The sequence below is a fragment of the Taibaiella koreensis genome (assembly GCF_003545715.1).
Taxonomy (GTDB): Bacteria; Bacteroidota; Bacteroidia; order Chitinophagales; family Chitinophagaceae; genus Taibaiella; species Taibaiella koreensis.
Genome location: NZ_QVNU01000001.1, coordinates 48,895 through 69,074, shown reverse-complemented (window position 1 = coordinate 69,074; position 20,180 = coordinate 48,895). Strand labels below are relative to the sequence as shown.

Annotated in this window: 21 protein-coding genes; 12 read left to right on the top strand and 9 right to left on the bottom strand. The window is 49.7% G+C overall.

Annotation, left to right across the window (positions count from 1 at the left end; translation table 11 throughout):
- Nucleotides 1-33: 33 nt before the first annotated feature.
- The 3 genes from DZK30_RS00285 (at nucleotide 34) to DZK30_RS00275 (ending at nucleotide 1,768) form a co-directional block, all read left to right on the top strand.
- A complete protein-coding gene (locus DZK30_RS00285) occupies nucleotides 34-282 on the top strand; it encodes a 2TM domain-containing protein (protein WP_118972093.1) in 249 nt (82 codons plus the stop codon).
- 125 nt (nucleotides 283-407) lie between these two features.
- Entirely contained in the window at nucleotides 408-1,331 is a 924-nt protein-coding gene (locus DZK30_RS00280) for an ATP-grasp domain-containing protein (protein WP_162902719.1), read from the top strand.
- The gene (locus DZK30_RS00275) at nucleotides 1,328-1,768 is read left to right on the top strand and encodes a DUF1801 domain-containing protein (protein ID WP_118972092.1); all 441 of its coding nucleotides are present in this window, start codon (nucleotides 1,328-1,330) and stop codon (nucleotides 1,766-1,768) included. Before DZK30_RS00280 ends, DZK30_RS00275 begins: the two co-directional genes overlap by 4 nt.
- Before the next feature lie 151 nt (nucleotides 1,769-1,919).
- On the opposite strand, the gene DZK30_RS00270 is transcribed toward DZK30_RS00275, so the two are convergent.
- The 3 genes from DZK30_RS00270 to scpB form a co-directional block, all read right to left on the bottom strand.
- Nucleotides 1,920-2,366 carry a carboxymuconolactone decarboxylase family protein gene (locus DZK30_RS00270; RefSeq protein WP_118972091.1) on the bottom strand — a complete coding sequence of 149 codons (447 nt, stop codon included), beginning with the start codon at nucleotides 2,364-2,366 and terminating at the stop codon, nucleotides 1,920-1,922.
- Between the two features lie 28 nt (nucleotides 2,367-2,394).
- Nucleotides 2,395-2,823 carry a DoxX family membrane protein gene (locus DZK30_RS00265; protein WP_118972090.1) on the bottom strand — a complete coding sequence of 143 codons (429 nt, stop codon included), beginning with the start codon at nucleotides 2,821-2,823 and terminating at the stop codon, nucleotides 2,395-2,397.
- A gap of 596 nt (nucleotides 2,824-3,419) precedes the next feature.
- Complete coding sequence (gene scpB / locus DZK30_RS00260; RefSeq protein ID WP_118973347.1) at nucleotides 3,420-4,187, bottom strand: SMC-Scp complex subunit ScpB; 768 nt, start codon at nucleotides 4,185-4,187, stop codon at nucleotides 3,420-3,422.
- Nucleotides 4,188-4,456: 269 nt separating this feature from the next.
- On the opposite strand from scpB, the gene DZK30_RS00255 reads away from it, so the two are divergent.
- Entirely contained in the window at nucleotides 4,457-4,930 is a 474-nt protein-coding gene (locus DZK30_RS00255; protein WP_118972089.1) for a ribonuclease H-like YkuK family protein, read from the top strand.
- Nucleotides 4,931-5,116: 186 nt separating this feature from the next.
- Here DZK30_RS00255 and DZK30_RS00250 read toward each other — a convergent pair whose 3' ends face one another.
- The 3 genes from DZK30_RS00250 to DZK30_RS00240 all read right to left on the bottom strand — a co-directional run bounded on the left by DZK30_RS00250 (nucleotide 5,117) and on the right by DZK30_RS00240 (nucleotide 8,804).
- Nucleotides 5,117-5,428: an HU family DNA-binding protein gene (locus DZK30_RS00250; RefSeq protein ID WP_118972088.1), complete on the bottom strand. Its 312-nt coding sequence runs from the start codon at nucleotides 5,426-5,428 to the stop codon at nucleotides 5,117-5,119.
- A 203-nt stretch (nucleotides 5,429-5,631) separates the two neighbouring features.
- A complete protein-coding gene (locus DZK30_RS00245; RefSeq protein ID WP_162902718.1) occupies nucleotides 5,632-8,118 on the bottom strand; it encodes a hypothetical protein in 2,487 nt (828 codons plus the stop codon).
- A gap of 5 nt (nucleotides 8,119-8,123) precedes the next feature.
- Nucleotides 8,124-8,804 carry a hypothetical protein gene (locus DZK30_RS00240; RefSeq protein ID WP_162902717.1) on the bottom strand — a complete coding sequence of 227 codons (681 nt, stop codon included), beginning with the start codon at nucleotides 8,802-8,804 and terminating at the stop codon, nucleotides 8,124-8,126.
- Nucleotides 8,805-8,898: 94 nt separating this feature from the next.
- On the opposite strand from DZK30_RS00240, the gene DZK30_RS00235 reads away from it, so the two are divergent.
- From DZK30_RS00235 to DZK30_RS00215, 5 genes are all read left to right on the top strand, one after another.
- Entirely contained in the window at nucleotides 8,899-10,089 is a 1,191-nt protein-coding gene (locus DZK30_RS00235) for a DegT/DnrJ/EryC1/StrS family aminotransferase (protein ID WP_118972085.1), read from the top strand.
- Between the two features lie 65 nt (nucleotides 10,090-10,154).
- On the top strand, nucleotides 10,155-10,922 hold the full coding sequence (gene rsmA / locus DZK30_RS00230) for a 16S rRNA (adenine(1518)-N(6)/adenine(1519)-N(6))-dimethyltransferase RsmA (RefSeq protein ID WP_118972084.1): 768 nt from the start codon (nucleotides 10,155-10,157) through the stop codon (nucleotides 10,920-10,922).
- Nucleotides 10,919-11,875 (top strand): NAD(P)-dependent oxidoreductase, encoded by a 957-nt coding sequence (locus tag DZK30_RS00225; RefSeq protein WP_118972083.1) that lies wholly within the window; start codon nucleotides 10,919-10,921, stop codon nucleotides 11,873-11,875. The genes rsmA and DZK30_RS00225 overlap by 4 nt, the downstream gene beginning before the upstream one ends.
- Nucleotides 11,876-11,969: 94 nt before the next feature.
- Entirely contained in the window at nucleotides 11,970-12,443 is a 474-nt protein-coding gene (gene greA / locus DZK30_RS00220) for a transcription elongation factor GreA (protein WP_118972082.1), read from the top strand.
- A gap of 148 nt (nucleotides 12,444-12,591) precedes the next feature.
- Nucleotides 12,592-12,984, top strand: coding sequence for an HIT family protein (locus DZK30_RS00215; RefSeq protein WP_118973346.1), 393 nt, complete (start codon nucleotides 12,592-12,594; stop codon nucleotides 12,982-12,984).
- Here DZK30_RS00215 and pnuC read toward each other — a convergent pair.
- Complete coding sequence (pnuC, locus tag DZK30_RS00210) at nucleotides 12,944-13,642, bottom strand: nicotinamide riboside transporter PnuC (RefSeq protein ID WP_118972081.1); 699 nt, start codon at nucleotides 13,640-13,642, stop codon at nucleotides 12,944-12,946. The genes DZK30_RS00215 and pnuC overlap by 41 nt on opposite strands.
- Before the next feature lie 114 nt (nucleotides 13,643-13,756).
- Between pnuC and clpX the strand changes: the two genes are divergently transcribed.
- Both clpX and DZK30_RS00200 read left to right on the top strand, forming a co-directional pair.
- The gene (gene clpX, locus DZK30_RS00205; RefSeq protein WP_118972080.1) at nucleotides 13,757-15,001 is read left to right on the top strand and encodes an ATP-dependent Clp protease ATP-binding subunit ClpX; all 1,245 of its coding nucleotides are present in this window, start codon (nucleotides 13,757-13,759) and stop codon (nucleotides 14,999-15,001) included.
- A gap of 39 nt (nucleotides 15,002-15,040) precedes the next feature.
- Entirely contained in the window at nucleotides 15,041-15,283 is a 243-nt protein-coding gene (locus DZK30_RS00200; RefSeq protein WP_118972079.1) for a hypothetical protein, read from the top strand.
- Nucleotides 15,284-15,398: 115 nt separating this feature from the next.
- Here the strand turns inward: DZK30_RS00200 and cls are convergent, their stop codons facing one another.
- A complete protein-coding gene (cls, locus tag DZK30_RS00195; protein ID WP_118972078.1) occupies nucleotides 15,399-16,868 on the bottom strand; it encodes a cardiolipin synthase in 1,470 nt (489 codons plus the stop codon).
- Nucleotides 16,869-16,977: 109 nt separating this feature from the next.
- Here cls and DZK30_RS00190 point away from each other — a divergent pair, with 109 nt between their 5' ends.
- The gene (locus tag DZK30_RS00190) at nucleotides 16,978-18,339 is read left to right on the top strand and encodes a PQQ-dependent sugar dehydrogenase (RefSeq protein WP_118972077.1); all 1,362 of its coding nucleotides are present in this window, start codon (nucleotides 16,978-16,980) and stop codon (nucleotides 18,337-18,339) included.
- A 1-nt stretch (nucleotide 18,340) separates the two neighbouring features.
- Here the strand turns inward: DZK30_RS00190 and DZK30_RS00185 are convergent, their stop codons facing one another.
- On the bottom strand, nucleotides 18,341-20,146 hold the full coding sequence (locus DZK30_RS00185) for an ABC transporter ATP-binding protein (protein ID WP_118972076.1): 1,806 nt from the start codon (nucleotides 20,144-20,146) through the stop codon (nucleotides 18,341-18,343).
- Nucleotides 20,147-20,180 lie beyond the last annotated feature (34 nt).

Below are 20,180 nucleotides of genomic sequence, written 5' to 3'. Positions count from 1 at the left end.
TTGCACCGTTCAATTTTTAAAAGAGTTCACGATATGCCCAAGAAATTACCTGCAACCGGCAAACAAGTAGGCGGTTGGTTCCTCCACTTAGTTGTATTTGCTATTGTTAATATTGTGCTGTGGTATATCTGCTATGCAGGCGCCACTGGTTGGGTATATCCCTGGCCTATCTGGATCACTTCTGCCTGGGGCTTGCTGATGATCGGTCATGCCTGTATGGTTTGGGCCAATTACGAAGACAAAGGCCTTGACAATTGGAAAAGGCAGGCCGTTAACGGATAAATATGTTTTTCGTGTTATAAGGAACAGTCGCACAGATTTGTGTGGCTGTTTTTATTTCTCCCTATATCCGGAGGCCGGGAGATGGAAAGGATTTTATTATATTTGAGGTATCTGCCACTATCATTATGAATATCCTGTTTTGCTCTCATCCATTGGCGCCTGCACTGGTCGATCCCGACTATGAGGATGAGTGGCGTGCGGCGCTGGACAATGGGTTTAAACCTCATTTGTTTCCTTTCGAAATATTAGTTGCTGAGAAGGATCCATCCGCCGCTATCCGGAATATCCCCCCTTCCGGAACAATGGTAACCTTGCTGTACAGGGGTTGGATGCTGAAGCCCTGGCAATATACATTGCTTTACCAGACATTGCTTCAAAAGAATTACCAGCTCATCAACAGTCCGGTCGCCTACCAAACCTGTCATTACCTGCCCGATAGCTACCCTTTTATTGAAGCCTATACCCCTAAAACGGTATGGGTCCGTGCCGAAAACGGGGCCATAGACTATGAGCAGGTATTCGGGGCCATCGCTGTCTTTGGCCAAGCGCCGCTGATGATAAAAGACTATGTCAAGTCTCAGAAACACTATTGGGATACAGCCTGCTTCATTCCAGATGCATCGGACCGGGAAAAGGTAAAGACTGTAGTTGCCAACTTTTTGCGCCTGCAAGGCGACGACCTGAACGAAGGCATCGTACTTAGAGCATTTGTCGCCTTGAAAGACCTTACTATCCATTCCGTCAGCAGTATGCCGCTAACACAGGAATACCGGCTCTTCTTTTTTAATGGCCAATTGCTGGGTTGTTTTGATTATTGGGAAGAAGGTACTTATCCCGAAGCGCCGCAACCACCATTGGCCTTATTCGAAACAATAGCGCAAACGATAAAGAGCAACTTTTTCTCCATGGATATTGCCCAAACAACATCCGGCGAATGGCTGATCATTGAGCTGGGTGACGGGCAGGTAGCCGGTCTTCCCGGGAAAGCGGACCGGTACTTATTTTACAATGCGCTACACAAATACTGGCGCAATGCCATTCCTTTATGACAGACGCCAGACCCATACACACCGATTTTCAGCCGCTGCTGGATCTCAAAAGCAAAGCCGTCATCGACCTGTTCACCGACCTGCGCTGCTATGTGCTTGCGCTGCACCCCGACAGCATTGAGCTGCTATACCATACCCATGCGCTTACGGCTGTCTTCTCGCTTTCTGAAAAGCTTTCCGACGCCTTTTGCATGCTCCCTATCTATACCAATCATCTCAACCTGGGCTTCAACAAAGGCACGCTGCTCAGCGATCCGCATGGCTTGCTCACCGGAACAGGCAACCTGATACGGCACATCACTGTTGCACAACCTAAAGACTACAGGAACCCCAAGGTCAAAGCACTGATCCTGGAAGCCATACGGCAAGCCCGCGAGGACATGGGCAAACCGCCGAAGGCAACAGGCAAGACCATTTCGAAGATTAAAATCTCCTGAACCTTTTTACCCCTTTATGAAATTCATCTTTGGACTCGCCATCGTCCTTAGTACGGCTGTTATAAAGAAATAACAAGCGCCCGACGCCATGCTTTTATAGGAAAATGCCCTGGCATCTTACCGGCGCCATGGCATTTTCCCGTGAAAAGGTTTAGTCTTCGATTTGCGCGTGCGTGCTGATGGCAATACGGTTCCAGGCATTGATCGTAACAATTGCCATAATGAGCGCTGCGATCTGGTCTTCATCAAAAAACTGAAGTGCCTTTTGATACAATTCATCGCTCAATCCATGCTGGTGAATCAGGGTAATTTCCTCTGTAATTGCGAGTACGGTTTGCTCTTCTTCAGTAAAGAACCGGGTTGCCTCTCTCCAGGCACTGGTCAGAAAAATACGCTGCAGCGTTTCTCCGTTATCTATAGCCTCCTTCGTATGCATATTGATGCAATAAGCACAACCGTTAATCTGGGAAGCACGGATCTTGATCAGGTCTTTTAATGTCTTTGATATGGTGGTTTGCGTAAGATAGGCATCTAAAGGAAGCATGGCTCTGAACGCCTTTATTTGTTCGACATTGTTGATCTGGATACGTTTTTGCATTTTTATCAGATTTAGATTTGAAATTGTTTTAGCTGGAAAGACCGTCGGGCAATCGTTTCGCGTTACTTTTCTGGCTTGCCAACAAGAATGCAGCAGCGCTTCCTATCCAAACCGAATAGTCAAGCGGTGCTTTTACCCCTAAAGAAATACTCATGGACAAAGCAAATACCAGCAGCAGTATCCCTGTAGCGATTGCTGTCCACTTTAATTTAAAGCCGGATAGGAGCAGAAGGGACAAAGCGACCTCCATAAAAGTGGCCGCATAAGCAGAAAAAGCACTTAGATACGCAGGCAGAAAAAAAGTAAGTGTAGCGGTGTATTGTTCGAAATGCTGCCAGGTTCCCCAGGTTGCCTGAGCACCCCAGAAACCCAGCCTGTCTGCTACCGCCGAAAGCATGGTAAAAGCGAGCGCGATTCTTAAAAAGAGCTGCGGCAGCCGTATGGATCTAATGGACATGGTTCCTTTTTTTGGTTGATAGCACAAAGTTGAGCACTGATCATCGAAAAAAAATTAAACTAGTTCAAGAAGCGCCTGCTTTTGATGATGAATCAGGGCAGGATATCAAATGGAATAACAATTCTGAAAAACCAAAGGGGCAATATCTGAGCCTCGATTTTGTTTCCATGATACGCTACTCCTTTACACCCTTGAACAGCGACCAGACCCGTTTCCATAGCAGTTTTACAGTAACCTTACTCAGCTACTGCAATAGCGACAGAAAATAAAGCGTCAATTGCTTTTTTTTGCAATCTTCAGAGATAAAACAGGGATCGCTTAGTTATTTCAAGAAAAATAATAGCACGGTTTACAGTTCCCTATATGGGTTGGTTCCCTGTATGGGTGGTTATAGCGCCTCTATATTCTTATAGAGGCCTCTTCTTTTTTCCTAAACCCAGGGGCCTTTGTTATCATTCAGACCGCTGGCGCGTTCTGAACGGTGGCTAAATGAATATGAAATGTTTATACCATGGCCCTTCTTGCTCCTATGGTGCCAGCTCTGTATGGAAAAAGCCGCTCTTTCGGGCGGCTCCTCTCGTATCAATGATTGGTCATTAATCCAGTGGGGATTCATCATCTGCCGGCTCGTCTGCCTCCGGCTTTGCCTCATCTGTAGGCTCGTCGCCGGTTGTATCCGGTAAGTCCTGGCTCGGGCTTTCTTCAGCAGCCGCGTCCTCGCTTGTATCGGCAACCCCCAGCTTCAGCTCGCCGTTATTGTCGACGATCATCTGGCGGTTGGCATGCTCCTCCGGCAGGGCTTCTGCGCCGTCGGTTGGCATTACGATATCTATATTGGCGATCTCCTTCAACTCGGGCAGGTCGCCGGGCGAGTTAACGCCGAGATAATCCATAAAGTTCTTGGTGGTTGCATACAGGAGCGGCTTACCCACTGCCTGCTCATTACGGCCTGCAATCACGATCAGCTCTTTTTCCAGGAGCTTTTGTATGGAGTAGTCGGAACTTACACCTCTTATGAATTCGATCTCCGATTTGGTGATCGGCTGCTTGTACGAGATTATGGCCAGCGTCTCCATGGCGGCCGAGGAGAGTTTCTTAATGTATTTATCCCCGTTGAGCTGCAGTACGGTCTGATGGTATGTTTTCTTAGTCAGAAACTGGTATCCGCCGCCGGTTTCCCTCAGTTCGAAAGGAAAGTAATCTGTATCGTATTTTTCCTTTACCGCTTCCAGGCAAACGGCGATCTTATCGCTCTCCAGCTGCTCTTCCATCACATTGCCCAGCAATTCAATCATTTCCATTTGCGGCAAGGGACGTTCGCTGGCAAAGATCAGCGCTTCCACATGCGGCATTAATTGTTCCATTTCCATAGGTATATCCGGTAATTCTTCCCCGAAAATACTATTGCCCGAGCATCTTCTCTCAAAAAGAAATGCACAGGTGTGGACAAATTGTTTCGCTTATAAAGCCTCAAACAACTGGTTATAAAGACTATAGCCTTTTCAACGCCTAAGGCCGCTATCAATAATGTTTATAACCTGTGCATTTTACCATATCATAATGTTAGGATAAAAACTAGATAAGGTAATTATAGTTAACTTTAATAAACATTTTTTACATAAAAAGGCAATTTATGCGATGGAGAACATTTAAGGGAGACACGATCACCCTGCCGATCAAATCCGCAGTAGAACAGGCCATTGTAAGAGAAACCAATGCCGGTTACAAGCTGAAAGTATGCATTGGCACCGATTCCCAGGTGCACGGCGCTAATACCGATTTTGCAACAGTAATTGTTTTCCTGCGCGAAAAACATGGTGGGTTCATGTTTATTCAAAATGACCGGACCTCCCATCCTTACTCCCTGAAGGAGCGTATGCTGGTAGAGGTGGCCCGGAGCATCGAGATCGCTTACGAGCTCTGCGACCTTTTCAACAAGTATGATGTCGATATGGAGGTTCATGCCGATATCAACACCAATCCGCAATTCAAGAGCAACGAAGCACTCAGGGAGGCCACAGGCTATATCCTGGGTATGGGGTTTGCCTTCAAGGCCAAGCCTGAAGCCTTTGCCAGCAGCAGCTGCGCCGACAAGGTGATCAACTGACCGTAAGGCAGAACCGCCCTGATCATTCTTTTCCCCTTTTTTCCCGGAGCCGCCTGCCGGGACGGATATTGCTCCCTTATTCCATAGATCATTTTGCCATAAAAAAACTGCAACCTTCACGCGAAGCGATCAGATTGCAGTTATCCTGGCACTAAAAATAAATGTAGCTATAATTTACGGTTGTCCTTAATCTTCGTCAGAAGATTCGGTAATGCCTGTTGCATGCTCTTTTACGGTCTGCATAAATTCCTTTGCCGGTTTGAAGGCAGGAATAAAATGCTCGGGAATTTCTACGGCAACATTCTTTTTGATATTACGGCCTATTTTAGCCGCTCTCTTCTTCACAATAAAGCTTCCGAATCCTCTAACATATACCGCCTCTCCATCTGTAAGTGAAGTCTTCACTTCTTTAAAAAAGGTTTCCAGGGTGACCAGAACATCAACTTTTGGAATGCCGGTTTTATCGGCGATACGGGCAACCATGTCTGCCTTTCTCATAAACTTAAAAGTGTTTTTTTGATTCGTTATTTAGTGTGGTGTCATTCAAACATTATCTTTTGATACACCGGGAAATAAGTCCTGATTTTCCGATACACCAAACATACAATACATAAACGCCAAAACCATAAAATGGTGGTGCAAACTTTTGTTAAAGAGGCGATTATTGGTTTGGTTTAAGAATTATTTTAATTTAGCTTAACTTATTTTTTATGTGCCTGTCGTACATAAAGCCTTAAATAACTGCATTCTTCGTGCAAAGATTTAAATGCATTCGTTTGGGCATAATTCTGTGTGAGTTGACTAAAATAAGGGCTTTTGAGCGTATACAGATAATAGTCGTCGTTGGCCGCCGGATCCCAGATATTCTTGTTGGCTATTGTTACATTTTTCTGCCAGCATTTCGACAGCATAAAGAGGCATTTTGCCTTCAGCTCAGGGTCGTTCGAACGGTCAAATGCCTGCTGGTAATAAAGGGTCGCTTTTTCGGCCGTGTAGTAGTTGCGATATTCGGGCAACAGGTGCGCCCGGGTCGTATCGGCATAATAAGCCAGCCCGTCGGAGCCGCTGCGGTAATACATGCTGGCCCTCCAGCTCAGTCCGTAATAGGTCATGCTATACAGACCGTTGGCATAGCGGTACAGCTGCTTGGCATCGGCATTCCCTTTTTCCGTTTGTTCCTTCAATTGCTGCATGTCTTTTGCAAACTGGTATTTATCGGAAACGGTAGTGGTATCTGCAGGTTCCTGAGTGTCGATCCAGCGTTCGGCGAAGGGATCGGGAAAACGGAAAGACTTCATCGCAGCGGCCGGCACATTCTTCATCATATCGGCAGCCTGGGCAAAATCGAGCTGGCGCAGGTAGCGGGTGCCAAGATATAGCTCCAGCGCACCTTGCTCATATGGCGGATTTTTCACCAGAAAGCTTTCGTAGGCTGTTTTTTGCGCCGTTTTGATCCATTGCTTCAGCGCAATCACCCTGGCCGTGGTCACCTGTTCCAGTTCGGCCGATGAACCGGGATCGACGTATACCGGCTGGCTGCTACGTTCCTGATCTATCCAACCGCTGTAATAGCCACCCTTGCCATCGGGACCGGTAGTACCTTTAGCGATACAGAGCAAGGCCTTGATGGTGTCCTGCTGCCGCATATAGACATTGGGCAACACCGTGGTCATGAGGTTGCGGTAGCTGGTCCAGAACCGGAAATCTTTGCGCGACATTTGTTCCAGCCATTGTAAAGAGGGTAATATTTTGGCTTCAGTGGCCGCATCGAGCTTGTTGTTTTTATTGATGGTCAATAGCAATTTCTCCACTTCCAGCATATTCTTCATACGGCCCGATGGGTTAAGGGCGCTTGCTTTACCAATCCAATCTTCGCAGCTTTTCCAGTCTTGCTGAATGAAATAGAGGTAAGCTACCGACAAAGGCCAGAAGGCCCTGTCTGCCACTTTATTCTCGGTATAGACCCGGTCGCCAAAGCGTACCAGTTCCCGGAGCTGGCGCTCATATCCTTTAAATACTTCTGCTTCCCGCGCCGAACGTTCGCTTTCGTAGGCAGGGGTATTGTAGTAATAATTGCTGTACGTATAATAGCTATTATTGAAGCCGCTCTGGCTTCTTAATTTGGGGTCGAGCAAGTAGATCTCAAGCTTATTGATCTCACGCGTCATCACCACGTCCAATCCTTTTACTTTCGGGTCGAGCTGATAGGCTTCCTGCATCAGGGGTAATCCATCTTCGTATTGGTGCAGGGCATCCATTATTGCGATTACCGCTTTCTCACTGTTGTTTTTGCACAGCGCGAGCACACGGCTCCGGTCGGCGCCTGGGCCTTTTTCATTTTCGCCATGTGGTCTGAAGCACCAGTCGTAGCTTACGTAGTTGCCCTGTTTATTATCGTCGGTGCCTTCGAAGGCACGGGAATAGAGATAGGCGGCCGTATTGTAGTCACCGGTTTTATAAGCTGCCCCGGCTTTAAGACTCAGGCAACGATAATACATAATATTCGGCGCCGTCTTATCTCCTACAAGCTCCTGGTACAAGCTGGCAGTACGGGTATAATCGCCGCTGTAAAAAGCCATACGCAGCACCTGGTAAGCGTAGCGCCATTGAAAGAATTCCTTTTTAGCTACTTTCCATAGTTGCAGACCGCCTTTGATATTGCTGTTCATAGCAGCTGTGTTCCTGGGCGCCGCATCCCAGTCGGAGCTCCGGGCAGCGTTTGTTTCGCATTTCTTGGCAAACATCAGGTAGCCCAGCGCCTCGAGATCCTTACCGGCCAGGAACCATTGCGTCATCCCGTTGCGCTGTACCGAATCGGGTAGCTGCAGGGCATTGCCCTTTTCGATATGGTAATAAAGGTTGCTGAGCTGGTTGTAGCTGTACCTGTAGATAAAATCATGCGCATCCTTAAGCTTGAACTTGTCCTGCCCGAAGCCGACCCATTCCTTCAGGTTCTCATCCTCGTTCAGGTCGGGCGAGGCGTCGTAGTTCCAGTCGTCGTAGTACTGGTAGCCCGTCACGAAGTAAAAGGGCATATAGGCCGGGCTGCCGGCAAGATTGTTGTGAAAGAAGGTGGTATAATAGTCATAAGGGTCTTCGCCGCCACCACAAGCTGTAACAATCTGCTCAAACAATAATGCGCTAAGGCCTGCAACAAGAGCAAATGCCGAAAGGAGTAGTCGTTTCATAAGGTTTATTTAAGTGAGTCACAGCAAAGCTTGACCAGGGGTATTTGTATTGTGCCGATCCGGATTTGATGTCGTTTAAAAAATGAACGGAGCATTTGGTATTTGCCAGTGCAAAAATTACCAGCATCTACCTCGTCATCGCTTTGCCGCATCCCTTCGCAGCTAAAGCAAAGTTCGATAAAAGCAAAGCATTCATCCTGGTCATTATAAAACAGGATCGCATTGTGTGGGGCATAACAGCCGGTCATGGTCCGGGGTGGCATTAAATCGCGCTTACGATAGCCATAGCCATAAAGAATAGCGGCAAGGCTGTCGATCTGCCCTTCGTTAAGCACGACGGATTCTTCAATGACGCCCTTCCTGGTTTCATTTTCCCCGGCCGGTACATGCACATAGTCATAGCCGTAGTCGCGCAAGTCCAGCGAATCGACGGGGAATAGCGGCGTTCCCGGTGTAAGAAAAGAAACGAGTACCACACGGCTGGCTTTATGGAATGGGTATTTTTTCAGCCGCTTCGCCAAGGGTACAGGCCTGCACACACACTCGTAGTCTTTCCTGTCTGTCGACACGGGCGGTGGCTCTGGTATATCCCGTCGCCGGTTCCACTTGTGTTGTCCTGCTACCGGGAGATTATACACTACCGAAGAGAAAATTAAAACCAGTGCCAGCAAATATTTCCCGGGCATATGTCGTTAAGGGTTTACCTGGTGATCAGGATCATCAAGCGGCAATCATATTTGCCGTACTTTTGCGAACACAAAAATAAAACAATTAACAAGTATGCCCGGTTTCGAATTTTTCGGTGAAGAAGAAAGAAAAGAGGTGAACGAGGTCCTGGAAACAGGAATTTTGATGCGCTACGGATTTGATGCGCAGCGCAAAGGCAAATGGAAGGCCAAAGAGCTGGAACAAGCGCTTTGCGATAAGCTGCAGGTACCTTATGCTCAGCTGACCTCTTCGGGCACCACAGCGCTCACTACTGTGATGGCTGCGCTGGGCCTGGGCGCCGGCGATGAAATCATCATGCCTACTTTCACTTTCGTCGCCAGCTTTGAATCTGTATTTTCTGTGGGTGCGATACCCGTGCTGGTCGATATCGACGATACGCTCACCCTGGATCCGGCAGCTGTGGAAGCGGCCATCACTCCAAGGACGAAAGCCGTGATGCCTGTGCACATGTGCGGCGCCATGGCCGACCTGGATGCGCTGAAAGCGATCTGCGACAAGCATAACCTTATCCTGCTGGAAGATGCCTGCCAGTCTTTCGGCGGCAGCTACAAAGGAAAGGCGCTGGGTACAATCGGCCATGCGGGCACTTTCTCCTTCGATTTTGTAAAAACCATTACCTGCGCCGAAGGTGGCGGCATTGTAACCCATAGCAAAGAGGTATACACCAAATCGGATGCCTACAGCGATCATGGCCACGATCACCTGGGCGTAGACCGCGGCGCCGACCTGCATCCGCACTTCGGGTACAATTTCCGTATTTCCGAGCTGCATGCCGCAGTAGGCCTGGCGCAGCTGCGCAAGCTCGACCAGTTTCTCGCGATCCAGCGCAAAACAAAGAAGATACTGAAAGATGCCCTGGCAACATTGCCCGGAATCACTTTCCGTCGCCTGCCCGACCCGGATGGCGACAGCGCTACGTTCCTGGGCTTTTTCCTGCCCGAAGCAGCACAGGCGCAACAGGCTTCGGCCAACCTGAAAGCCGCGGGTATCGTCAACTTTTACTATTTCGACAACAACTGGCATTATATCCGCAAGTGGGATCATTTCAAGGAGGGCAAAACACTCAACCGTTTCCACCCGCAATTGGAAGCGGCCATGGCGGGATATGCTACACGGGAGTTCCCCGTCTCCGATGCGTTGATCAGCCGCTGCATCTGCACCCCCATCAATCTTTCCTGGACTGATGAGGAAGTAACTGAAAGAGCAGAAAAGCTGGTACAAGCGGTAAAAGCTGCTTTATAAAACAATAAGACAGCCCGATCAAAACGCCGCCGGGCAGATGAACCCAGAGTAAAGAAGAGAATCATATGGCATTAACCTTAAAGAAAAGTCTGGGGCAGCATTTTCTGCATGATGAGAACATGTGCCAAAAGATCGTGGCGCAGGTCGACCGGCACCCGGACCTGAAGCTGCTGGAAATAGGTCCCGGCGGCGGCGCCATCAGCAAGTACCTGCTCAAATGGGACGATACCGATTACAAAGCGATCGAGGTCGATGATGAAAAGGTGGCCTACCTGCCCAAGGCATTTCCGGCCTTCGCCGGTAAGCTGATCCATATGGATTTCCTCCAGGCGCCGGTGCCCTTCGAGGGCGGGTTCTCGATCATCGGCAATTTCCCCTACAATATATCGTCACAGATCCTGTTCCGTATACTGGATTGGGAGAGCCAGGTCGACGAAGTAATTGGGATGTTCCAGAAAGAAGTGGCCCAGCGGGTAGCTGCGCGCGAAGGCAGTAAGACCTATGGTATTCTAAGTGTGTTGATACAGGCTTTCTTCACCACGGAATATTTGTTTGACGTGCCACCCGGTTGCTTTACGCCGCCGCCTAAGGTAATGTCGGGCATATTGAAGATGACAAATAGCCGAAATCCTTATGGCATCGAAAATAAAAAGGCCTTTGTACAGATCGTAAAGGCTGCTTTCAACCAGCGACGAAAGATGCTGCGCAATGCGCTCAAGGGCATCTTCCTGCCGGAATACCTGGAGCAGGAACTGTTTACAAAGCGTGCAGAGCAGCTTTCGGTCATAGATTTCGTAGGCTTATATCGTGACTATATAAAACAGAAGGCATGAGCAGGAAGGTATTGATCGTAGCCCCGGTGCATAAGGTATTGATCGACCGGATGGAAGCATTGGGCTATACCTGTGTATTAGGGGAAGAGATCGGCAGGCCGGAGGCATTGGCTACTATCGGCCAATATGAAGGCCTGGTCACATCGACCCGCCTGCAGGTCGACCGGGAGTTTATTGACCGGGCCACACTGCTGAAATGGGTGGGCCGTATGGGCTCCGGCATGGAAGTAATCGACGTGCCTTATGCCAGGGAAAAAGGAATAGCCTGTTTCAGCAGTCCAGAAGGTAATGCCAATGCCGTGGCCGAGCAGGCCCTGGGCATGTTGCTGGCATTGCAGCACCGCATCTTCAGCGCGCATGTGGAAATGCAACAGGGGCTTTGGCTTAGGGAAGAGAACCGCGGGCTGGAGATCGAAGGCCTTACTGCAGGTGTCATAGGCTATGGCCACAACGGCAGCGCCTTTGCCCGCAAGCTTTGCACTATGGATGTGCGCGTGCTGGCGCTGGATAAATACAAAAAGGGTTTTGCCGGACCAGGTATAGAAGAATGCAGGGATATCGACCGTATCGTAGAAGAAGCCGATATTCTTAGCTTTCACCTGCCGCTCAGCAGCGAAACCCGCCACTATTTCAACGATGTGCTCCTGGACCGTATGAAGAAGCCCTTTGTGCTCCTGAACCTGTCGCGGGGAACCATCGTATCGCAGCAGAGCCTGCACCGGGGTTTGAAAAACGGGAAAATAAAAGCAGCCGCCCTGGATGTATGGGAAAAAGAGCCGGTAAGCAAAATGACCGACTCCGAAAAAGTGATTTTTGACGAGCTCATCGCCATGCCCAACTTTATCGGAACGCCGCATATTGGCGGGTATACAGTGCAGGCACTGTACAAAATGAGCGCATTCCTGGCGCAAAAAATCGTCGAAGCGGTCGGCAATCCGGCTTTTGGAAATTAAAAGGGAATTGTTTACCTTTGAAATGCACATGCAACGCATCCCGTCCGGGTGCGTTGCATGTTTTCTTATACTATCCACTAAATTACTGTTTTATATGGCAGATGTAAATTATGTTACGAAGGAAACCCTGGAGCAAATGAGGGACGAGCTAACCCAGCTGAAGACAGCAGGGCGTGCTGAGATCGCCCGGGCTATCGCCGATGCAAGAGAAAAAGGAGATCTTAAGGAAAATGCAGAGTATGATGCCGCAAAGGAAGCGCAGGGCTACCACGAAGCAAAAATCGCCCAGCTGGAAACTGCCGTGATCAATTCCCGCGTCATTGATATAAAGGATATCGATACCAGCAAGGTGTCTATCCTAAGCAAAGTGAAGATCACCAATACAAAGACCAAAAAATCATTCGAATACCAGATCGTGTCCGAGACTGAAGCCGATCTGAAATCAGGTAAAATATCTGTAGGCTCTCCCATTGCCAAAGGGTTGTTGGGTAAAACGGTAGGCGAGACTGCTGAAGTAGACGCGCCCTCCGGCAAAATGAAATTCAAGATCGACGCCATTAGCATTTGATCACCGGTCAAACACATAGCTTGAAGAAAGGAGGCTGTGAGGCCTCTTTTCTTTTTGAATACTTCTTGTGTGACCTGTTAGCCGTACAATTGCTTAATTTGCGTCAGCTACCCGGCCCCGCCGGATGGTGCAGCACAAACGAACGGCTATGACCATTTTTTCCAAAATCATCGCAGGGGAGACCCCCTCTTACAAGATCGCCGAAAACGATCGCTTTTTTGCTTTCCTGGATATTTTTCCCCTCGCCAAGGGGCATACCCTCGTCGTACCTAAAGTGGAGATCGACAAGATATTCGATCTCGACGACGCGCTGCTGGCCGAAGGTATTCTCTTTGCCAAGAAAATCGGCAAAGCCATCGAGAAAGCCTTCGATTGCAACCGTTGCGGCATCAGCGTGATAGGCCTGGAAGTACCTCATGCCCATATCCACCTTATCCCTATCACGGGCGTAGGCGATATGAACTTTTCCCGTCCCAAGCTGCAGCTGAGCGAAGAAGAATTCAGGGCCGTTCAGCAGCAGCTGATCGCTGCCCTGGTTTAAGGCCTGTATTGGCCGGCAAAGACAGGGTCCGGAGCTCGTCTTCCCGCATAGCCTCTTCCTTCATGATCCGTTTCCAGCGGAAATAGCCCAGCACCGCTACCGTAAACAGAAAGGCGGTAAGCAGCGCCATCAACGGCAGGTGCTTGTAGAATAACAGGGGAATGGCCACTATATTGGATATATTGAGCAGGATCCAGTTTTCGACCTTGCGGCGGGCCAGCAGCCACATACCTGCCCATGCTGTGGCCGAAACAAAGGCATCCATATAAGGAACGCTGGAATCGGTAAACGTTTTCAGTGTAAAAAAGAGGAGTACGAACGAGACCACGCAGATGCCGGCAACAATACGCCAGTCGCCCGGTGTGCAGGCCGATATTGGCAGCTGCGCCGCTTTTTTGTTCCGTTGCACCCATTTGTACCAGCCGTAAAAGCTCATCACCAGGTAATACAGGCTCAGGATAGCTTCGGCGTATAGCCCCGCCCTACCCATAAGCCAGATAGATAAACTGCAGGCAATAATACCAGAAGGGTAGAGTAATACGTTATTCCTGTAGGACAGTAGTACTTCGGCAACGCTGAAAGCGACGGCGACGATCTCCAGGGTGGAAATGGCCTGCCATTCCTTTGCAATATATTGTGCGATCAAGCTCCAATCCATGCCGCAAAAATACCGGTTAAAATGCGAAAACCCTATGACAGCCCTATAGGTTACCCTGCCCGGCTATTGGGGTATATTTCGTACCTTTGTATTTAAACAGGAATCAAAAAATTCATGGCAAAACAAAATAATACGAGGAAATGTTCCTTCTGTGGCAAACCGGAGAGCCAAGCGGCCCTCCTGATTACCGGTATAGAAGGTAACATATGCGATGAGTGTGCCGAACAGGCGCACCTTATGGTTACAGACGCGAACGTGAAGCAGAAAAGCAGTTCCTCAAAGTATGACGTAAAGAAGCACAAGGTTTATAAACCCAAGGAAATTAAATCTTTCCTGGACCAGTACATCATCGGGCAGGACGATGCCAAGAAAGTGATGGCTGTGGCTATGTACAACCATTATAAGCGGTTGATGCACCCTGCTAGCGAAGACGTGGAGATCGAAAAGTCTAATATCATCATGGTAGGCGAAACCGGTACAGGCAAAACTTTATTGGCCAAAACCGTAGCCCGTATCCTGCAGGTGCCTTTCGCCATCGCCGATGCTACGGTATTCACCCAGGCGGGCTATGTGGGCGAAGATGTGGAGAGCATCCTCTCGCGCCTGCTACAGGCATGCGACTATGATGTGGCAGCTGCCGAAAAAGGAATCGTATACATCGATGAGATCGATAAGATCGGCCGTAAGAGCGACAATCCTTCCATTACCCGCGATGTAAGCGGCGAAGGGGTACAGCAGGCCCTGCTGAAGCTGCTGGAAGGTTCGGAAGTATTGGTGCCACCGCAAGGCGGCCGTAAGCACCCGGAGCAAAAGCTGATCAAGGTCAATACGCAAAATATTCTCTTCATCTGCGGCGGTGCTTTCGAAGGCATCGACAAAATGATCGCACGCCGTATGGAAGCCTCCACCATCGGCTTTAAAAATGTAGACCAGAAGGATAAGCTTGATCGCACTAACCTGCTCCAGTATGTCAACCCCCAGGATCTGCGCACCTTCGGGCTCATTCCCGAGCTGCTCGGCCGGCTGCCGGTAGTTACTTACCTCAATCCCCTTGATAAAGACACCTTGAAGCGGATCCTTACCGAGCCTAAAAATGCGCTCATCAGGCAATACAAACGCCTGTTCGAATATGAGGACATCAAGCTCGAGGTGGAAGAAGCGGCGCTGGACTATATGGTCGACAAAGCCTTTACCTATAAGCTCGGAGGTCGCGGTCTGCGTACCATCTGCGAGATGATCCTTACAGACGCGATGTTTGAGCTGCCCTCGGAAGAACATTCCGATGTATTCCATCTTACCCTCGACTATGCTATGCAAAAGCTGGAAAGGGCCAAGCTCGAATACATGAAAGCCGCCTGATTGAAATAAAAACATTTACCCCAAAATAACACGTTCTATATGCAGGAACTGATCAATGAACTGATTGAGAAAGCTAATCTCAGCCCCGAAGCTGCGGCCAAAGCCGTAGAGACAACCGTTAATTTCGTTAAATCCAAATTGCCTCCCTTTCTGTCCGACAAGGTGGAAGACCTGATCGGCGGCAAGTTCGACCTGGGATCCATGTTCGGCGGCTTTGGTGGCGGCGATGCCGGCGACAGCCCGCTCGATAAGCTGAACAACATGTTTGGCGATAAAAAATAATGCCGCCGTAGCGCCGTTGCATGCAACGGCTCTATAGGTCGTAATTCATTACCGGGACAGGATCATCGATCCTGTCCCGGTTTTTATTACTATAGCGCCGTTGCATGCAACGGCGCTATAGTATCGGCGACAGCAATCGTGCAATATCGTCGATCAATTCGCGCCACCAGGGACGTTGCGCCCATTGCACCGGCGACAATTCCACGCTGAATCCCGTATCGGTGTGGAAATTATCCACCAGTTGTTTGCATATCGTACGACTGTAGATCACCGCATTGATCTCAAAATTCAATTCAAAACTGCGCCCGTCCATGTTGGCGCTGCCTACCATAGCCAGGTTATCGTCAATGGCGATCGTCTTGGCATGGACAAAACCTTTTTGATAGAGAAATATCCGTACGCCGCAGGTCATCAGGTCGGCAAAGTATGAGCGGGCCGCCGCATTCACGATACGGGAATCAGATACTCCCGGTAGCAGCAGCCGCACGTCCTTACCGCTAAGCGCAGCCTTTTTCAGTGCATCATAAATGCTTTCGTTGGGGATAAAGTAAGGCGATGTAATATAGACGCTTTCCCGGGCTGATACAATGGCGGTAAAGAAGCTGAGCATAATGGCCGAGCTGGGATAGTCGGGACCTCCGGCGACGATCTGTACCAGGTCGTCCCGCCCTTCCTCATGCTCGAAGGGGATAGGGAAAAATTGCCGGTCCACTTCAAGCGTCTCCTCTGCGCAGAAATTCCAGTTAGCAATAAAATGGTACTGCAGGTTATTTACCGCAGGCCCTTCCAGCATCACGTGCGTATCGCGCCAGTAAAGCTTTTCGGGATTGCCATCGTTAATGTATTTGTCCGAAACATTAATGCCGCCCGTAAAGCCCAGCAAGCCGTCTACGATAATAATCTTACGATGGTCGCGGTAATTGAGGCGGTTGGCCAGCAAATAGAATTTCACCTCATAGAAGGGGAAGGCGAGGCCACCAGCCTCGCGCAAGGCCGCAATAGCATCATTGTTGATCCCATGACTGCCGAAGTCATCATAGATGAGCCGGATGGTAACACCTTCGCCTGCTTTGCGGGCCAGCAATCTTAGCAGCCGGTTGCCTATATCGTCGTCGTCGAAGATGTAGTACTCCAGGTGGATGAAATGAGTAGCCTTTTCTATCGCCGCAAACACCGCCTCGAACTTTTGCTCCCCATTGATCAGCAGCTTTACTTTATTGTAGGACAACGGCGCCCGGGAATCCTTAAGCAGGAGCCGTATCAGGTCTTCGCTGCCGGCAATATCGGGTGGCCGTTCTTCCAGTATCTTCAGCGAAGCTGCTTCCAGGCGATCCTGTATCTTGAGAAACAACGCCTCGTTGGCGATGATCTTCTTGGTAAACAGCTTCCGGCGACGGTAATTGACACCGAAGATGAAATAGATGGCCGCGCCACCTACGGGGAACAGGAATACCAGCAGGATATAGGCCATGGTTTTGGCCGAATTACCGGTGTCCATAATGATGCGTACGATCGTAAATACAGAAAGCAGCACCACGAACACCAGGGATACCGTCGGGTAATGTTTTAAGACTTGTTCCCACATATTTTGCAAAACAATACTTACCCCTTATTTGTTAAGATTGTATATAAAGATAAACATAGCCGGCAAAACAAGGTCTAATAGTTTGCCGGGGATCTAAAAACGACGAATCATGAAAAAGTCACTTTACTATATGCTGTTGGCGCTGCTGATGCCGGTGTTTAATGCCCAGGCGCAGGCAAATTTTACTGCAAGGGTGATTAAGGACAACTTATTCATTCCCTGGGAAATGGTTTATGGTCCCGATGACCATCTCTGGTTTACCCAAAAGAACGGGTACGTTTGCCGGCTCGACCCTGCCACGGGACAAACCGATACTTTGTACCTGGAAGGCCAGACGGTAATTAAGGGCGAAGGTGGCATGCTGGGGATGGCGCTGGATCCCGATTTTGCCAACGACCCCTATGTTTATATCGCTTACGAATACGAGGAGACCGGCGACTATAAGGAAAGAGTGGTTAAATATACTTATGCCAACAACACATTGGTAGCGCCGCAGGTGCTGCTGGACGGTATCAGGGGCGCTTCGATCCACAATGGTTGCCGGCTGCTGATCGTGGGCGATAAGTTGTTTATCTCCACAGGGGATGCCGCCAATACGGCGTTGGCGCAAAATACAGGCGCCCTTAATGGTAAAATACTGCGGATCAATCTGGACGGCAGCATTCCTGCTGACAATCCCATTCCAGGCAGTCCGGTATGGAGCTGGGGACACCGGAACCCACAGGGGCTGACCGGGCACAATGGCATCTTATATAGTTCCGAACACGGCCCGAATAACGATGACGAGGTGAATATCATCCTTAAGGGACGCAATTATGGCTGGCCCGATGTACAGGGTTTTTGCGATCAGCCCGGCGAAATGCAACGCTGCGCCGATTCGAACATTGTGGAGCCGCTATACGCCTGGACGCCAACATTGGCCGTTTCCGGGATGGCGTATTATAACCATCCGATGTTTCCTTCCTGGGCCAATTCCCTGCTCATGACCACGCTGAAAGACGGCCGGCTCTACCAACTGGCTTTGAATGCCACCAGTGATTCGATTGTCGCCGTCAATGCAATAGACAACGTCGATTATGGCCGGCTGCGGGCGATCGCGGTGGCGCCCGACGGCAGGGTATTTCTCTCTACCAGTAATTCTGATGCTTCCGGCGGCGGTGTGCCATCGGATAAAATTATCGAATTGTCGGATCCGGAAATGACGGGTATTTTCAGCCTGCATCCCGATAGCGATCTGATGATGGTCTATCCCAATCCTGCTACAGACATGATCAAGATCGCCTTCTACGACAATAAGCAGGCGCTGCAGCCCTGGCAATATGTGGTCACCAATATGCAGGGCCAGGTGTTCCAGGAAGACCGGCTCGAATACAATACGCTCCAGGTGGGCGCCCTGTATCCCGGCGTCTATTTTCTGAAAATGTGGAATGACAAGAACGAGATCGCTTATAAGCGCTTCGTGAAATGGTAGCTTATTTCAGCTGCTGTAGCGTAACCAGCTTTTTATACGTGCCGTCGATCGCCATCAGCTGCTGATGCGTGCCCCGCTCTACGATCTCACCCTGGTTGAGCACAACGATCTCATCGGCGTGCTGCACGGTAGACAGCCGGTGGGCTATCACGATACAGGTGCGGTTTTGCATCAACTGATTGATCGCATCCTGCACAATCCGCTCCGACTCGGTATCCAGCGAAGAGGTCGCCTCGTCTAGGATGAGAATGGGTGGGTTCTTAAGCACGGCGCGTGCGATGGTAACGCGCTGGCGTTCCCCACCGCTGAGCCGGGAGCCCCTGTCGCCGGCTACCGTCTGGTAGCCGTCTTTCTTTTTCCCGATAAAATCGTGGGCGTTGGCCACGCGTGCAGCTTCCTCGATCTGTTCCTGCGTAGCGCCGCCGGTACCCAGCGTAATGTTATTGGCGATCGTATCGTTGAAAAGGATCGGATCCTGCGATACCATACCGATCAGCCGGCGCAGGTCGTATATTTTGTATTCCCGCAGGTCCACCCCGTCGAGCAGGATGGCGCCTGAACTTACATCGTGAAAGCGGGGTATCAGGTCGGCAAAGGTACTTTTGCCTGCGCCGGAGGCGCCTACCAGGGCCACGGTCTTACCCTTCTCTATGGTCAGGTTAACGTTATGCAGTATCTGTTTGGTACCATAGGAAAAACCTACATTCCGGAATTCGATGCTGCTGTTAAAAGCTTTGACAGACCGAGCATCAGGCATTTCCGTAATGGTGTTCTCTACGCTCATCAGCTCCTGGATACGGTCTAACGCGGCAGCGCCTTTCTGCATATTATAGAAAGCGGTAGACAATGCCTTGAGCGGATTAATGATCTGGTAAAACAAGGTCAGGAAAAGAATAAAGAACGGCCCGGTAAGTGTTGTTTTACCTGAAAAGATCAGGTAGCCACCGTACCACAGAATAGCCGATACCACAATAATGCCCAGGGTTTCCGACATAGGCGATCCGGCATCGCGGCGGGCCGAGATCTTATTGCGGATGCGCAGCAGGGTATTGTTGATCTGCCGGAACCGGAGCTGCTGCTGCCTTTCGGCGTTGAAGGCTTTGATCACACGCATTCCCGAAAGCGTTTCATCCACATTGGCCAGCATCTCGCCCAGTTGCTCCTGTGCTTCATTTGAAGGTCTTTTCAACGACTTGCCTACTTTGCCGATCACGAAACCGGCCAGCGGCAGGAAAAGCAGCAGGGAAAGGGTGAGTACAGGGCTGATGACCACCATAGCTACGAGCGTGATCAGGATCGTGAGCGGTTCCCGGATAATGGTCTCGATCACGCTCATCACCGATACCTCAACCTCGTTCACATCATTGGTCATGCGCGATATCAGGTCGCCCTTACGTTCTTCGGTAAAGAAGCCGATAGGCAGGGCCAGCGTTTTGGCATAAAGATCGTCGCGTAGCTGTCGCATCACCGTATTGCGCAGCGGATTCAGGATCAGCTGGGAGCAATAGATAAAGAAGTTCTTGAGTATGGTGGTTACGATCAGCAGCAATACAGCGTATGTAAGCGCGGTAAGCTTGTCGTGTTCCCGGGCGATCTCGTTAATATAATAGGTGACCTTGCCTACCAGGCTGGTGCCGCTAACGCTGCTGCCCGGCTGCGTTCCGTTGAAGAGCACCTGCAGTACCGGCACCAGCATGCCAAAAGAAAACAGGGCAAATATTACGGAAAGCAGGCTGGTAAAAAAATATAAAAAGATCTTGCTCTTATAGGGATTGAGGTACCTGAGCAGTTTAGGAATGTTTTTCATGTTGGTTGTTCCGCTAAGAGAAGTGCCGATATCC

Coding starts and splice junctions, on each gene's coding strand:
- DZK30_RS00285 (WP_118972093.1), top strand. CDS start 34: ATGCCCAAGAAATTACCTGCAACCGGCAAACAAGTAGGCGGTTGGTTC.
- DZK30_RS00280 (WP_162902719.1), top strand. CDS start 408: ATGAATATCCTGTTTTGCTCTCATCCATTGGCGCCTGCACTGGTCGAT.
- DZK30_RS00275 (WP_118972092.1), top strand. CDS start 1,328: ATGACAGACGCCAGACCCATACACACCGATTTTCAGCCGCTGCTGGAT.
- DZK30_RS00270 (WP_118972091.1), bottom strand. CDS start 2,366: ATGCAAAAACGTATCCAGATCAACAATGTCGAACAAATAAAGGCGTTC.
- DZK30_RS00265 (WP_118972090.1), bottom strand. CDS start 2,823: ATGTCCATTAGATCCATACGGCTGCCGCAGCTCTTTTTAAGAATCGCG.
- scpB (WP_118973347.1), bottom strand. CDS start 4,187: ATGGAACAATTAATGCCGCATGTGGAAGCGCTGATCTTTGCCAGCGAA.
- DZK30_RS00255 (WP_118972089.1), top strand. CDS start 4,457: ATGCGATGGAGAACATTTAAGGGAGACACGATCACCCTGCCGATCAAA.
- DZK30_RS00250 (WP_118972088.1), bottom strand. CDS start 5,428: ATGAGAAAGGCAGACATGGTTGCCCGTATCGCCGATAAAACCGGCATT.
- DZK30_RS00245 (WP_162902718.1), bottom strand. CDS start 8,118: ATGAAACGACTACTCCTTTCGGCATTTGCTCTTGTTGCAGGCCTTAGC.
- DZK30_RS00240 (WP_162902717.1), bottom strand. CDS start 8,804: ATGCCCGGGAAATATTTGCTGGCACTGGTTTTAATTTTCTCTTCGGTA.
- DZK30_RS00235 (WP_118972085.1), top strand. CDS start 8,899: ATGCCCGGTTTCGAATTTTTCGGTGAAGAAGAAAGAAAAGAGGTGAAC.
- rsmA (WP_118972084.1), top strand. CDS start 10,155: ATGGCATTAACCTTAAAGAAAAGTCTGGGGCAGCATTTTCTGCATGAT.
- DZK30_RS00225 (WP_118972083.1), top strand. CDS start 10,919: ATGAGCAGGAAGGTATTGATCGTAGCCCCGGTGCATAAGGTATTGATC.
- greA (WP_118972082.1), top strand. CDS start 11,970: ATGGCAGATGTAAATTATGTTACGAAGGAAACCCTGGAGCAAATGAGG.
- DZK30_RS00215 (WP_118973346.1), top strand. CDS start 12,592: ATGACCATTTTTTCCAAAATCATCGCAGGGGAGACCCCCTCTTACAAG.
- pnuC (WP_118972081.1), bottom strand. CDS start 13,642: ATGGATTGGAGCTTGATCGCACAATATATTGCAAAGGAATGGCAGGCC.
- clpX (WP_118972080.1), top strand. CDS start 13,757: ATGGCAAAACAAAATAATACGAGGAAATGTTCCTTCTGTGGCAAACCG.
- DZK30_RS00200 (WP_118972079.1), top strand. CDS start 15,041: ATGCAGGAACTGATCAATGAACTGATTGAGAAAGCTAATCTCAGCCCC.
- cls (WP_118972078.1), bottom strand. CDS start 16,868: ATGTGGGAACAAGTCTTAAAACATTACCCGACGGTATCCCTGGTGTTC.
- DZK30_RS00190 (WP_118972077.1), top strand. CDS start 16,978: ATGAAAAAGTCACTTTACTATATGCTGTTGGCGCTGCTGATGCCGGTG.
- DZK30_RS00185 (WP_118972076.1), bottom strand. CDS start 20,146: ATGAAAAACATTCCTAAACTGCTCAGGTACCTCAATCCCTATAAGAGC.